Below are 12,586 nucleotides of genomic sequence, written 5' to 3'. Positions count from 1 at the left end.
TGTTAATCCGTGTATGAAATATTCTTCAAAATAATCTTCCATATTCTCTCTGCCGCCCGGCCATCCCATTTAGGCGGGACATTATGTTCTTTGCTTTTCCCCTTGATACTTTCCCTGTAAGCATTGAGGATGGATTCTTTTTTAGTCCCCGCCAAAATATTTGTCCCCATCTCAATTGTAATCGGCCTCTCCGTATTTTCCCGCAGGGTAATACACGGCACACCCAGAGCAGTAGTTTCTTCCTGCAGCCCGCCGCTGTCTGTGATCACTACGGCAGCATCTTTCCATAAAAAAAGAGCTTCCTTAAAACCCAAAGGCGGCAGCAACGTAATATTATCTGAAAATCTTATATTAAATTGATCGATCATTGTCCCGGTTCTTGGATGTACAGCAAAAACAATCGGCATGTCATCAGAAATTTCATTTAAAGCAGAAACTATTTCATTCAAGGTTTCCCCGGTGTCCACATTGGAAGGTCTGTGCATTGTCAAAAAAGCATAATCTCTATGCTAATTCCTGAATTCATAAGTTGAAAAACCGCTTACGTCTTCATCCACAAGTTTTTCCACCTGGTAAAGAAGATTATCGATCATCACATGACCTACAAAATGGATACTACTTTCAGGCTTACCCTCGTTAATAAGGTTCTGCATCCCGCTTTCTTCAGTAACAAAAAAATAATCACTAATAGAGTCTGTGACCATCCGGTTGATCTCTTCCGGCATGGTAAGGTCAAAACTTCTAAGGCCTGCCTCTACATGGGCAACCTTTATCAAAAGCTTTTTTGCTACTATGCTGCAAGCAAGGGTTGAATTTACATCACCAACTACAATTATAATATCAGGCTTTTCATCCAGGCAGACTTTCTCAAAAACTGTCATTATCTTTGCGGTCTGGACAGCATGGGAGCCTGAACCTGCATCCAGGAAAAAATCCGGCTCAGGTATTTCAAGATCCTTAAAAAAAGCCGCAGACATCTCATAATCATAATGCTGGCCTGTATGGACTATTTTGCAGTCAATCTCCTTATATTTTTTGGATTCCCTGTGCACAAGGGCGATCTTCATAAAATTGGGACGAGCGCCCGCAATCAACAGTACTTTCATTTTTATATTTATCCCCTTGCAGTTATTTTTTTGACATTAAACAGCGTTTTGAACACATCCCATCCATTTTCGCAATGACCTGTCGATATTTTTTATATCAACAGTCCTCACTTTCCAGATCAAACAGTTTATATTCTGTGTTGTAATTTTGTATAAAATATGTACAACATATACCATGCGATTTGAATGGGATAATAAAAAAAACCGTACTAACAAAGTTAGGGAACTGGAAGGAAATAATCTACGCATATCGTGCAGAATTTTTGTTCGTCTTCAAGGCGTGGTAACAGTTGCATAGTGAACTATACAACTGTTGCCGCAACGTAGAAGACGGACAAAAGGGCAAGCAGGATGCGTAGATTATTTTCTGTAAGTTCCCTTAAGCATGATATTGATTTCGATACGGCAAAGAAACTGTGGGACGATACTCACAGGGTCGAAATTCTCACATCCTATCCGCTTGAAAACAGAAGTATTTTAATAGGAAAAATCGGCATCCTTCAAATTTAGTTTATATTTACTTTGTTATAAAAAATTGGATTTCACCGCGGAGAACGCAGAGATCGCTGAGATATTACATTAAAAATTAAGCAGTTCCTCTGCGCTTTCTGCGTTCTCTGCGGTGAAAATATCGGTTCTAACCTGGGAAAAAGTGTTAACTACTTTGGGCCTTTAATGAAGGATGCCGGAAAAATCAATAAAAAGCTGTGGACCGCAATTTTCACCCGGAGGGGAAATGCTGTCCGTATTATATCAGCAAGACGCTCCAGAAAAAAGGAGGCCGAATTGTATGGCGAAAAAGAAAACAGCTAAAAGCACGGAAGAGTTTGACCGACGATTCGACGAGGGCGAGGATATTCATGATCTTATTGACATGTCTAAGTCCAGAATTATTCGCCACGGGAAGAAAGTCCGCATCACGCTTGATGTGGCAGAAGAACTGGTCAACGAAATTGATCGCATCCGGGAAAAAATCGGTGTAGATCGCGGTGCTTTAATCAAGGTTTGGTTGCATGAAAGGGTAAAACAAGAGAAGGTAACAACTGCATGACATTGACTATCTGTTACTACCTGCTTACTCCTTACTTTCGCTTTCAACCATCATTTAAAATTCCTCAACCAATCTTGGTCTGATGCACCTGCAGACAATTGGCGTCCCTGCTTGGGAAAACAGGGGCGATCTTCATAAAATTGGGACGCGCGCCTGCTATCAACAGTACTTTCATTTTTATATTTATCCCCTTGCAGTTATTTTTTTTTGAGATCAACATAACGTCCTCCGCCTTCCCCTTCTGCGGAGTCCGTAGGAAGAAACGTTTGTGTGTCTGTGGCTAATTTGCTTAGTGTTAATCCGTGCAATCCGTGTCTAACACATTCATTCTTAATCCTCAATAATCATAAAAAACGTTTGCAATACTACAAGATCCGTAGTATATTATATGTATGATTCGCTCATGGGGCAACAGTCGCTCTCGACGCTTTTACGAAGAAGGCAAGACATCCAGATTTCGTGGCCTGGATCCGGATGCTGCTGACGATTTGCTCGCTGCTCTTGATGCTGCAGAATCTCTAAAGGATTTAAGCCCATTAAAAAGTGTAGGCCTGCACAAATTATCCGGTAATAGAGCAGGTCAATGGGCGATGAGGGCAAACGGGCCATGGCGGATCTGTTTTCGTTTTAAGGACGGCGATGCGTATGATGTTGAAATTACAGATTACCACAAGGGGTAAAATCATGAAACCAATTCACCCGGGACGTATTCTTAAACGTGAAATGACGGCACGCGAACTTTCGGCCAACAAACTTGCTCTATCATTGCGTGTACCTTCAGGGCGTATTACTCAAATCCTTAATGGCAAGCGTGGCATTAGTGCGGAAACAGCGTTGCGGCTTTCCCGTTATTTTGGTAACAGCGCCCGCTTTTGGATGAATCTTCAAATCAGATACGAGCTGGCTATAACTGCACATAAGATCGGCCCGAAAGTTAATGCCGAAGTCGAACAGGCAGCCTGAGATATCAAGCCGCTCATCGTTTGTAAGTCTTTCGCTCTTGTTTCAGCCGTTTCTCTAATTTCTGTCGCGGAGCGATGACACTTTTTTCTTCTGCGGAGTCCGCAGGAGGAAACGTCTGCGTGGGGCTGTGGCTAACTCTTTTTTACCCAAAAACAGCCTTGATCTGAAATAGGTAAAACTTGTTGCATTTGTTATTCTTGACGCATCATCTGTTTGATTTTTTCCTTTAACACCCAGCCCAAAAAAATCGGCGTTGATTTAAAATTTCTCTTCCAAAGTCTTCCTGGTTCTTTTAAAAACCTGGGCAGCCATTCAAGGCCTATTGTTATCCAAAAACCGGAAGATCGTTCTTTAGTTCCCGCATAAAAATCGAATACCGCCCCGATAGCGGCTATAAACGGCACATTAAGCTTATCGCGATTTTCATAAATCCATTTTTCCTGTTTTGGGGCGGTCATGCCTACCCATAAAACATCAGGTTTGGCTTCATTTACAGCCTTTATCATTAACTGATTATCTTCATTTCTGAATTCATTTTTAAAAGGAGGTGAATAGGTTCCACAAACTTCAATGTAAGGAAAATCCTGTTTCATCCTTTCTGCGATCAAACATAGAGTTTTTTTTGAAGATCCGAGGAAAAAATATTTGAGTCCTTTTTTTTCTTCATTGTGCCTTGCGTGAAAGGCCAAGGAAGAAATCGGTTCCTGCGACCTTTTCAGTACATGGCAGTCCTAAAATTTTAGCTGCTATGATAATGCCCGTGCCGTCAGGAACCAGAATATCAGCATTTTTTAAAGCGCTTTCAAACAAAGCATCTTTTGAGGCAACAACCAGGGAATGAGGATTGGCGCAGGCCATGTATGTACCGATACTTTTGTTTTTTATAGCCTGTAATGCAAAGCCGACATCACCTGCCAGCCCCCTGTTGCTGATGGAATATTTGCCAAGTTTAATTAGCATTTTTTATCTGCCTGCTTTTCCTTTCAATTTCGGTTTGCGTGCGGGAAATGCTATCCGCTTTCGCCCTGATTTCTCCTGGCGTTTAAGAATATCTTCAAAGATTGCATCAGCGTCATGTTTGAACCTGGATGCGTATAGCTCTCTTAATTCTCGCGTTTCTTTAACTATTGGATCTTGCCACATAATATTAATCCTCCATGAGTTCTACAGGTGTGCATATTATTGGTGGTTCAAAACCATGATCAAAACAAACAGCCTCAATTTGTGTGCGCATTACCGCATTCGCGATGTGCTTACAATTCCATGTAAGAAGATAATCCATTCCATTAACTGTTTGCAACGGCTATGTGGTACGCATCAATCTCGGCACCTTCCGGAATAGGACCTTCAGCAACTAAAACTCTTCCTGATTGTCGTACTTTTTCCGTAACATCCTTCAATTGCTGCCAATCGACGTGCTGCCGCTTTCGGATGCCCTTGTGATGCTGCGGCAACAACGAATTCAGAAATGTATATTTCAAATTCAGGCCTTCGAATTTCCCACCACTCAATTGTTGTGTTTTGGTTGGCCATAGCGCGAAGATCGTTGCTCGGTCTCGCAGTCAAATAACTTGGAATTGAAGTTTCAATGTAAACTTTTGGTTTCATGGCATTATTTCCATATTCCTTCTTGATGTCCAACATTTGATTAATATGCCAGTGCCGTCAGGGAGCAGGATAGCGACATTTTTTAAAGCGCTTTCGAATAAAACGTTTTTGGAAGCGACGACCAGGGAATGGGGGTTGGCGCAGGCCATGTATGCTCCAGCGCCGCCGGATTTTATCAGCCACCAGGCCAGTTCGACATCACCTCCGGCCCCCTGTTGCTTATAGAATATTTACCAAGTTTGATTAACATATTTTATCTGCCTGCTCACATTGATTGATATGTAAAAAAATCCAATTATTTTTCAACTCGTCAGAGATCAGCGCTTTTATGGCAATAACAGCAATTGAGAGTTTTGTAGCAAAATCGGTCTGTTTGTCAGGATGCAATAAATAGATATTCAATTCTCTTCAACTGCGGCAAGTGCCCTCCGAAACAGGAGGTCACTAATTCTAAAATGAGCTTGAAAACGAAGATCATTTAAGACTTTTTCTAACGATTGTATCTCTCCTGATTGTTTAGCCTTAATCAGAATGCCAATTGTTCCGAGAATCTTTAGATCAAGGAATTTCGCTTTTTTTCTGGCATCCCGTTCATCTAAAAAAATTACATCCGCATTAATTTCTTTGGCCAAGACAATAGCTTCAGCCTCTCCTGCGTCCAGATCAATCTTAAGGAGTCGCAGCAAATCCGAACTATCAACATTTTGAACAATAATCCAGTCAGCCGATGAAACTTGTCTTGCTCCCGGTCGTTTTTCTCCTTGCTCAACTACCTCTCGCCAAACAGCAAAAGGAATCAAAATTTCTCTGCCAAACAACGTTTTTAAAAGATGCAAGTGTCCAATAGCGCTTAATCCAATAAGCACAGAAGAGTCGGCTACTGCTATCAAAAAAGTTCCTCCAGTGTTGCCAGATCCTCTTCTAATTCATTGACATCATAATTTCTATTAACATCTTCTTTACCTATTAATTCATAAAATTCCCAATAAGTCATTTGGGCAAGCTGTCTTGCTTTACCAAAGTTTAATAATTTTTTTCGATAAAGCCTGATAGCCAATTCCGTTTTTAGTCTTGTTGGAATTTCTTCTTCCGGCAACTTAATAGCGTGGGCAAGTTCCGTAGGTATATCCATAACTATTTGCATGTGACAACTCCTCCTGCTTTTATCCAAAAACCGAAAGATCGTTTCCTGATGCCTGCGTAAAAATCGAATACCGCCCCTATAGCGGCTGTAAACGGCACATTAAGCTTAGGAACGAGGACGAAATAACTTCCCCGTTCCTTATCACGATTTTTATAAATCCATTTTTCCTGTTTGGGAGCGGTCATGCCGACCCAGAGCATATCGGGACGTGCATTATTAATAGCGCTAATCATAGCCGAGTTGTCTTCCTGGCTGAATTCTTTCTTAAAAGGAGGCGAATATGTCTCGCAAACTTCAATGCAGGGAAAATCCCGTTTCATCCTTTAATGTTAATCCGTGTATGAAATATTCTTCAAAATAATCTTCCATATTCTCTCTGCCGCCCGGCCATCCCATTTAGGCGGGACATTATGTTCTTTGCTTTTCCCCTTGATACTTTCCCTGTAAGCATTGAGGATGGATTCTTTTTTAGTCCCCGCCAAAATATTTGTCCCCATCTCAATTGTAATCGGCCTCTCCGTATTTTCCCGCAGGGTAATACACGGCACACCCAGAGCAGTAGTTTCTTCCTGCAGCCCGCCGCTGTCTGTGATCACTACGGCAGCATCTTTCCATAAAAAAAGAGCTTCCTTAAAACCCAAAGGCGGCAGCAACGTAATATTATCTGAAAATCTTATATTAAATTGATCGATCATTGTCCCGGTTCTTGGATGTACAGCAAAAACAATCGGCATGTCATCAGAAATTTCATTTAAAGCAGAAACTATTTCATTCAAGGTTTCCCCGGTGTCCACATTGGAAGGTCTGTGCATTGTCAAAAAAGCATAATCTCTATGCTAATTCCTGAATTCATAAGTTGAAAAACCGCTTACGTCTTCATCCACAAGTTTTTCCACCTGGTAAAGAAGATTATCGATCATCACATGACCTACAAAATGGATACTACTTTCAGGCTTACCCTCGTTAATAAGGTTCTGCATCCCGCTTTCTTCAGTAACAAAAAAATAATCACTAATAGAGTCTGTGACCATCCGGTTGATCTCTTCCGGCATGGTAAGGTCAAAACTTCTAAGGCCTGCCTCTACATGGGCAACCTTTATCAAAAGCTTTTTTGCTACTATGCTGCAAGCAAGGGTTGAATTTACATCACCAACTACAATTATAATATCAGGCTTTTCATCCAGGCAGACTTTCTCAAAAGCTGTCATTATCTTTGCGGTCTGGACAGCATGGGAGCCTGAACCTGCATCCAGAAAAAAATCCGGCTCAGGTATTTCAAGATCCTTAAAAAAAGCCGCAGACATCTCATAATCATAATGCTGGCCGGTATGGACTATTTTGCAGTCAATCTCCTTATATTTTTTGGATTCCCTGTGCACAGGGGCGATCTTCATAAAATTGGGACGCGCGCCGGCAATCAACAGTACTTTCATTTTTATATTTATCCCCTTGCAGTTATTTTTTTTCTAAACTCAACATGGCTTTCAACTTGCGGACAAGTATCATGATTGCAAAAACAGGCAACACTTTCTGTCTTTTTATCCGTTTTGGTTCAGAAAGCAGCCTGTACAGCCACTCCAGAGAAAATTTGCACCATAATTCAGGAGCGCGCTTGACGTTCCCCGCAATAGTATCCAGGGTTCCACCTATGGCCTGGCATACCCTTACATGGGTCAGTTCATTCTTATGCACAGCATACCATTTTTCCTGCATGGGCGAGCCAAGCGCTATAAACAGAATTTCTGCGCCGGACTCGTTGATCCGACCAATCAGGTCAGGCATTTCAGGTTCTTTAAGATAACCGTTTTCCCTTCCGGCAATTACAAGATCAGGATACTGCTTTTGTAACTTATCCGCTGCGGCCCGGCTGACTTCTTCTTTGGCTCCATAAAGAAAAATTTTATAACCTTTAATCTCAGCCAGCCTGCACAGATCAAAAATAAACTCAGAGCCCGGAACCCGTGTCAAGCCGGCCTTGTGCAGAATTCTGGCAGCCAGCACCATTCCTATCCCATCCGGCAGCAGCAGGTCCGCTTCTTTGAAAGTTTTATAAAGATCAAGATCCTTTGGAACCGTAAAATTTTTTTCAGGATTCGAAGCAAAAATTGAATGCGGCCGAGCCTCTTGTGCAAGAAATTTTTCCACAAGGCGGACAGCCTGTTCCCTGTTAACAGGATCAACCCAAATGTTTAAAATATCAAGTCTGTTTTTCAATCTGTTTTATCCTTTCAAAAATAATTCTGTCTTCCAGTGGCTTATTGGTGCAAATCACAGTTATAAAGGAAATGCTTTCTGCAATTCCTTTTTTTTCGCAGCTTAACAGGTTGCATTTAAGCTTTATTCCGTAACAAGGCGAATACCAGCCGCATAAAGGCTTCTTTTCACCATTTCTCAATGAGAAGCCAACTGTATCAACCAGTTTTAAAAAAACCGGGCCGCTATTATTAATCACCTGCCACCAGCCATCTTGTATAGATACTGTTACATCAGGATGCAAGTGGAAATTCAGCTCAAAAGCATGCGCGCCTGTGCCGGAAAATGTATCTTTTATCAAAAAATCAGTTTTATTTAAAAAAACAATAGTCCGTTTGTGGCGGACAGATTTTTTAAGCCTGTCATAACCATCATGTTCGGCCTGAATCAGAAACGTGTCATTCTGTTCGCAATTTTTTAATATCTTTGCATGAAAAGGATGGCTCCAGATAAAGCCTGTTTCCTGGACAGCCTGATCCAGACCGTCTACGGTTACCGTATTATGAGCTCTTGTTCCCTTAAAGTAGCGTCTCCACTCGGGAACACCATTATATCTGTACGTGCCGGGATCCACAAAAATTTCATTACCATCCTTAAACAAAGTAACAGACAGGGCATCCGCATGACCGTGATTATAAAGCGGCGCCATCCCCAGGGATCCGTGATCAAATATCAGGGAGGCATGATTGTCGGTTTGAATGATAGTATATCCAGAATGTTTAAAATGAGTTATTTCCTGTCTTTTTTGTTCTGTTTTTTCCCGTAAAGAGCTGATAAAAGGAGCAATTGCAAAACCATCGTCACTGTCACCGATTGACGGTGTTTCACCTTGATCAGTCATAAATGCACCATAAAATTGTTCCGCCCGTATCAGCCTTTTTTTCATTTCTTCCGTAACGCCCAGATCATTTTTTTCAATAAAATCAACCGCCAGCCAGTAAAGATCCAGCACAAAACGATGATAGCTCAAAGACTGTTCAACCGGCCCTCCGTCTTCCAGTATCTGATGCTTCAGTTCTTTGTTCAGGATATCAATTCCTGTATGCAGCCATTTTACGCCTTTTTTTGTTTTTTTGTAAATTGCTCCGGCAAATAAAAGACCTATACATTCACAAACCGTATGATTCCCCAGGGATGAATACAAGGAAAGACGTTTTGAAATCCACCAGGCATGCTGATAAACTGCACTTAAAATCAGCATAAACTCTTTATTTGAAAGTTTAAGAATCTTTAAACAGAAAAAAAACAGAGGGATCCTCAGCCCGCATTCCATAACAGACATATAATGGGGCCCGGCAGGAAAAGGGTTGGTCTTTATCCACTGCAGAACCTCATTTTTAGCAAATTTTAAAATAGATTCTGTTGATGATGAGTTCTGGCTCTGAGTGGCAAAAGCAATAAGAAGGGTAATATGCTGCAGCCTGGCCGGTTCCCAGACGGCTCTGATATCAGGAGCATCCGGGCCGGTTTTAATATCCGCAAAAAAAACATTCCGGTTTTCTGCTTCAAAATCCGCAAGCTCTTTCTTGTCCGTATTCAGCGTAAAAATAAAGCCCGAGAGGATTTCTTCAACTGTCTCTATACTCACTTTTTCGCACAGTTCAGGCATTTTAAGATTAATAACATCTTCAGGGTCAATACCTGGAATATTTATGTAATTTTTATTTTTAAAAAATTTGGATTTTAAACGGAGAGTCAAAAAAAACTGGGCTGCCCGATAAGACAATTCCGGCAGAGAAGAGTTTTTTAATCTTGAAAGGTATTTGTTTGACATTAAACAGCGTTTTGAGCGCATCCCAGCCACTTCCGCAATGATCTATCGATATTTTTTATATCACCGGCTGACAATGTTCCAACTGTTTTTATAATAAGCCTGTGGTTGATAGTGTAAATACCACGCTTCACAACTGAACGAACATTAAGCCCTGCGCCATGCCAGTCCACCAGAATAAATTCTCCCGGAAGAAGGGAGGCTGTTTTGCTTGTTAATGGTACAATAAAAATATCATGGGAAGGATGAGGAGAACTAATAACTACAGCAGGCCTGATTTTGGAACCCGACAAATCTGTAAATGGATATTTTACTAAAACCACGTCATATTTAGAGTAATTTTTCATAAATATCATCTTCCTGATTATTCCATATACTGTCCAAAGATATTGCTCCGACTTTTTGCCAAAATTGATGATCTTCCCCGTCATTCAATAATGTAACTAAAACTTTAGTGCCATCCTGGATATCAATATCTTCCAGCAATTCAATCTTTTTTTTTCTAACGATTGCCCAAACTGTGTTTAACATTTAGTCATCCCCCGTTTTTTTATTGCCGGTTATGTAAATTTATGCTTAACCCGGTGCGAATTGATTCTAAAATTTTAAATGTTGTTATCGATGCGCTGTAAAGCTCATTAAAACTGACAGGGCCGTATGTCCCACTAATTATGCTGTTTTATAAAAATCTCTACTAATAAATGTTGGACTTGCTGTTTGAGGTACCTGTTGGTATAGCCGGATTCCCTGCAACAACAATTCCGGGTGAAATGTCTTTTGTGACTACGGAACCTGCGCCTACGATACTGTTGTCGCAGATAGTCACATTGGGTAGCACAACCGAATTTACGCCGATGAATACGTTGTTGCCGATGCGAACCGTGCCTTCACCTTTATCTTACGGATTGATTCGCCTAGCCGTGGCGTCGTGGGAGAGAATCACACAGCCGTAAGTGACGGTGCTGTTGTCGCCGATGATCACTTTGCCACGTCGCACATCGATCTTGGCTCTCAGGCTGATCATGCAGTTTTCGCCGATCTCGGCGCCGGTCAATCGCAACCAAGCGATGTTGACAGCTCTAATTGTGTTCCCAACCCGATGAATAGTTTTTCTTAGCAGCTTGGAAAATCCTGTCATTGTTAATTATCCGTGTCCATAAGTATTGGTGAGGATTCAGCGTTCTATAGATGCGAACCATTCGCTCGGCAAATCGCTGATATCGCCATTGCAAACTGCCGCATAAAGCTTTTTCAAAAATTCAGAAACCATGTTGGCCGAAAAGTGATCCTCGGCATATTGCCTGTTATGCTCAGAGATTTTTCTTCTTAGTTCTTCGTCTTTCAGCAAGTCCGCAAGTGACTTTGCCAATTCCTGAGGCTCGCTGGTTTCGACCAGTAAACCGTGTTCGCCGTGTCGAAAAAAATCACGAATGCCACCCACCGCGCGGGTGACAACCGGAAGACCCGCAACCATAGCCTCGAGCACACAGGTCGGCATGCCCTCCCCATAATTGGTGGGGAAAACGAAGACGTCACATTGAGCCATAAGCCGGTACTTCTGTACGTCGCCAATGTGGCCGTGAAACGTCAGGCCGTCCAGCCCGGCGTAGCGCGCGGCAAGCACGGCCTTTTCCGGACCGTCGCCAGCAACCTCGAGTCGCAGATCCGGAAACTCAGACTTGAGAAGGCTAAAGGCCTCGACGGTCTCTCGGATGCCTTTGTTTTCGACCAGCCGAGCCATGAACATAAGCGCAAGGCAATCTTGCCGACCGATTTCGCGTACGCAAACCATATCCGCTTCAACGATTGTGCTGGTCACGAAGATATCATGGTTGACGCCCAGATCCTTGAGCCTTTGCTTAAATTCAACGGCCAACACCAGGCTAACATCGGCCAGATTGAAGATCAGCGCAAACAACCGACGCAGCCGACGGACCATACGCCGTTCCACTTCCACATCCCAACCATGCCACAGTATGACGGCCTTTTTGCGGCACAACTTTGCAAAGACAAGCACTACGGCGTTACGAACCAGCGCCCGCGGCTGAATGGAGGGGTTGAGGTGAACGATTCCGTAACCTCCATTGATGAGCGCAAGCAAGAAATGAATCGGTTCCAGGATCATGGCCAAGGCAACGCCGAGCGGGGAACGCTGTTGGCCTCCAAGTTCGAAGAAGTCCACGCCGTCAACGTCCTCGAAATAGGGATTGACGACCCGATAGTAGTTGCTGACTCCGCCCTGCGCCAAAAGAGACGGGACGCAGACCATGGCCTTGCAGGCAAGCTCGCTCATGATTGTTGCTTTGATCCGCTTGCGTCGTCGTGCTTAGACCTGGCCACTCGCATGGCCTTGGCCATCCAATGCAAAGCGCGTAGCGGATTGCCTTCCTTTCGCGTATTGAATTTCAAGAGATTAAATCCATCAAATAGCTTGTATATCGACATTTCCAGACCCAAGAGACGCTTATCGGGTCTGTCGTGCGTGGTCTCGTAGCCGATTTCGCGCATCAGACTTCCGCAAATGGCCTCGATTCTAGCGGCTCTGGCCGGAGTCAACCTCTCGCGCCACTTGCCGTAATTGTCCTTGACGATCGAAATCTCCCCTTTGGTGTCGCCGAGATTCTCCGAGGGCTTTTTCAGGCTGAGCATCGAGCTTTCAAAGGTTACATATAGATATTCGCAAACCTTCC

General features: G+C 42.8%; 20 protein-coding genes and 2 pseudogenes. 4 read left to right on the top strand and 18 right to left on the bottom strand.

What is annotated here, in order from left to right; translation table 11 throughout:
* Positions 1 to 2 precede the first annotated feature (2 nt).
* Positions 3 to 1,067, bottom strand: a pseudogene (gene wecB, locus BuS5_RS06110) (non-hydrolyzing UDP-N-acetylglucosamine 2-epimerase).
* A 390-nt stretch (positions 1,068 to 1,457) separates the two neighbouring features.
* Between wecB (BuS5_RS06110) and BuS5_RS06105 the strand changes: the two are divergent.
* Both BuS5_RS06105 and brnA read left to right on the top strand, forming a co-directional pair.
* A complete protein-coding gene (locus BuS5_RS06105) occupies positions 1,458 to 1,616 on the top strand; it encodes a hypothetical protein (protein WP_274428107.1) in 159 nt (52 codons plus the stop codon).
* Between the two features lie 280 nt (positions 1,617 to 1,896).
* The gene (gene brnA / locus BuS5_RS06100) at positions 1,897 to 2,157 is read left to right on the top strand and encodes a type II toxin-antitoxin system BrnA family antitoxin (RefSeq protein ID WP_027355153.1); all 261 of its coding nucleotides are present in this window, start codon (positions 1,897 to 1,899) and stop codon (positions 2,155 to 2,157) included.
* A 64-nt stretch (positions 2,158 to 2,221) separates the two neighbouring features.
* Here the strand turns inward: brnA and BuS5_RS06095 are convergent, their stop codons facing one another.
* Positions 2,222 to 2,377 carry a hypothetical protein gene (locus BuS5_RS06095; RefSeq protein WP_157487508.1) on the bottom strand — a complete coding sequence of 52 codons (156 nt, stop codon included), beginning with the start codon at positions 2,375 to 2,377 and terminating at the stop codon, positions 2,222 to 2,224.
* 172 nt (positions 2,378 to 2,549) lie between these two features.
* Between BuS5_RS06095 and BuS5_RS06090 the strand changes: the two genes are divergently transcribed.
* Positions 2,550 to 2,837: a type II toxin-antitoxin system RelE/ParE family toxin gene (locus tag BuS5_RS06090; RefSeq protein ID WP_027355152.1), complete on the top strand. Its 288-nt coding sequence runs from the start codon at positions 2,550 to 2,552 to the stop codon at positions 2,835 to 2,837.
* Positions 2,838 to 2,841: 4 nt separating this feature from the next.
* Positions 2,842 to 3,120: a HigA family addiction module antitoxin gene (locus BuS5_RS06085; RefSeq protein WP_027355151.1), complete on the top strand. Its 279-nt coding sequence runs from the start codon at positions 2,842 to 2,844 to the stop codon at positions 3,118 to 3,120.
* 191 nt (positions 3,121 to 3,311) lie between these two features.
* Here the strand turns inward: BuS5_RS06085 and BuS5_RS06080 are convergent, their stop codons facing one another.
* The 16 genes and pseudogenes from BuS5_RS06080 to BuS5_RS06010 form a co-directional block, all read right to left on the bottom strand.
* Positions 3,312 to 3,809 carry a WecB/TagA/CpsF family glycosyltransferase gene (locus BuS5_RS06080; protein ID WP_051375308.1) on the bottom strand — a complete coding sequence of 166 codons (498 nt, stop codon included), beginning with the start codon at positions 3,807 to 3,809 and terminating at the stop codon, positions 3,312 to 3,314.
* On the bottom strand, positions 3,784 to 4,080 hold the full coding sequence (locus BuS5_RS06075) for a WecB/TagA/CpsF family glycosyltransferase (RefSeq protein WP_051375310.1): 297 nt from the start codon (positions 4,078 to 4,080) through the stop codon (positions 3,784 to 3,786). The genes BuS5_RS06080 and BuS5_RS06075 overlap by 26 nt, the downstream gene beginning before the upstream one ends.
* A gap of 3 nt (positions 4,081 to 4,083) precedes the next feature.
* Positions 4,084 to 4,263: a hypothetical protein gene (locus tag BuS5_RS06070; RefSeq protein WP_274428106.1), complete on the bottom strand. Its 180-nt coding sequence runs from the start codon at positions 4,261 to 4,263 to the stop codon at positions 4,084 to 4,086.
* 204 nt (positions 4,264 to 4,467) lie between these two features.
* Entirely contained in the window at positions 4,468 to 4,728 is a 261-nt protein-coding gene (locus tag BuS5_RS06065; RefSeq protein ID WP_274428105.1) for a hypothetical protein, read from the bottom strand.
* 398 nt (positions 4,729 to 5,126) lie between these two features.
* The gene (locus BuS5_RS06060) at positions 5,127 to 5,618 is read right to left on the bottom strand and encodes a DUF3368 domain-containing protein (RefSeq protein WP_027355180.1); all 492 of its coding nucleotides are present in this window, start codon (positions 5,616 to 5,618) and stop codon (positions 5,127 to 5,129) included.
* Positions 5,615 to 5,872: a UPF0175 family protein gene (locus BuS5_RS06055; protein WP_027355179.1), complete on the bottom strand. Its 258-nt coding sequence runs from the start codon at positions 5,870 to 5,872 to the stop codon at positions 5,615 to 5,617. Before BuS5_RS06055 ends, BuS5_RS06060 begins: the two co-directional genes overlap by 4 nt.
* Positions 5,863 to 6,192 carry a WecB/TagA/CpsF family glycosyltransferase gene (locus tag BuS5_RS06050; RefSeq protein WP_051375273.1) on the bottom strand — a complete coding sequence of 110 codons (330 nt, stop codon included), beginning with the start codon at positions 6,190 to 6,192 and terminating at the stop codon, positions 5,863 to 5,865. Before BuS5_RS06050 ends, BuS5_RS06055 begins: the two co-directional genes overlap by 10 nt.
* Before the next feature lie 9 nt (positions 6,193 to 6,201).
* A pseudogene (gene wecB / locus BuS5_RS06045) lies at positions 6,202 to 7,266 on the bottom strand (non-hydrolyzing UDP-N-acetylglucosamine 2-epimerase).
* A gap of 61 nt (positions 7,267 to 7,327) precedes the next feature.
* Positions 7,328 to 8,086, bottom strand: a complete 759-nt coding sequence (locus BuS5_RS06040; RefSeq protein WP_027355102.1) for a WecB/TagA/CpsF family glycosyltransferase — start codon at positions 8,084 to 8,086, stop codon at positions 7,328 to 7,330.
* A complete protein-coding gene (locus tag BuS5_RS06035; RefSeq protein ID WP_274428104.1) occupies positions 8,070 to 9,899 on the bottom strand; it encodes an alginate lyase family protein in 1,830 nt (609 codons plus the stop codon). The genes BuS5_RS06040 and BuS5_RS06035 overlap by 17 nt, the downstream gene beginning before the upstream one ends.
* Positions 9,899 to 10,243, bottom strand: coding sequence for a type II toxin-antitoxin system PemK/MazF family toxin (locus BuS5_RS06030; protein WP_274428103.1), 345 nt, complete (start codon positions 10,241 to 10,243; stop codon positions 9,899 to 9,901). The genes BuS5_RS06035 and BuS5_RS06030 overlap by 1 nt, the downstream gene beginning before the upstream one ends.
* On the bottom strand, positions 10,227 to 10,427 hold the full coding sequence (locus BuS5_RS06025) for a hypothetical protein (RefSeq protein ID WP_274428102.1): 201 nt from the start codon (positions 10,425 to 10,427) through the stop codon (positions 10,227 to 10,229). The genes BuS5_RS06030 and BuS5_RS06025 overlap by 17 nt, the downstream gene beginning before the upstream one ends.
* A 163-nt stretch (positions 10,428 to 10,590) precedes the next feature.
* Positions 10,591 to 10,770, bottom strand: coding sequence for a DapH/DapD/GlmU-related protein (locus tag BuS5_RS20405; protein WP_084446333.1), 180 nt, complete (start codon positions 10,768 to 10,770; stop codon positions 10,591 to 10,593).
* A 24-nt stretch (positions 10,771 to 10,794) separates the two neighbouring features.
* On the bottom strand, positions 10,795 to 11,034 hold the full coding sequence (locus BuS5_RS06020) for a hypothetical protein (RefSeq protein WP_035266958.1): 240 nt from the start codon (positions 11,032 to 11,034) through the stop codon (positions 10,795 to 10,797).
* A 36-nt stretch (positions 11,035 to 11,070) separates the two neighbouring features.
* Positions 11,071 to 12,189 carry a glycosyltransferase family 4 protein gene (locus BuS5_RS06015; RefSeq protein WP_027355253.1) on the bottom strand — a complete coding sequence of 373 codons (1,119 nt, stop codon included), beginning with the start codon at positions 12,187 to 12,189 and terminating at the stop codon, positions 11,071 to 11,073.
* Positions 12,186 to 12,545 carry a hypothetical protein gene (locus tag BuS5_RS06010; protein WP_027355254.1) on the bottom strand — a complete coding sequence of 120 codons (360 nt, stop codon included), beginning with the start codon at positions 12,543 to 12,545 and terminating at the stop codon, positions 12,186 to 12,188. The genes BuS5_RS06015 and BuS5_RS06010 overlap by 4 nt, the downstream gene beginning before the upstream one ends.
* Between the last annotated feature and the right edge of the window lie 41 nt (positions 12,546 to 12,586).

The organism is Desulfosarcina sp. BuS5 (genome assembly GCF_028752835.1).
Classification (GTDB): Bacteria; Desulfobacterota; Desulfobacteria; order Desulfobacterales; family BuS5; genus BuS5.
The sequence above is the reverse complement of the archived record's forward strand: the minus strand, read 5'-3'. Positions and strand labels throughout refer to the sequence as shown.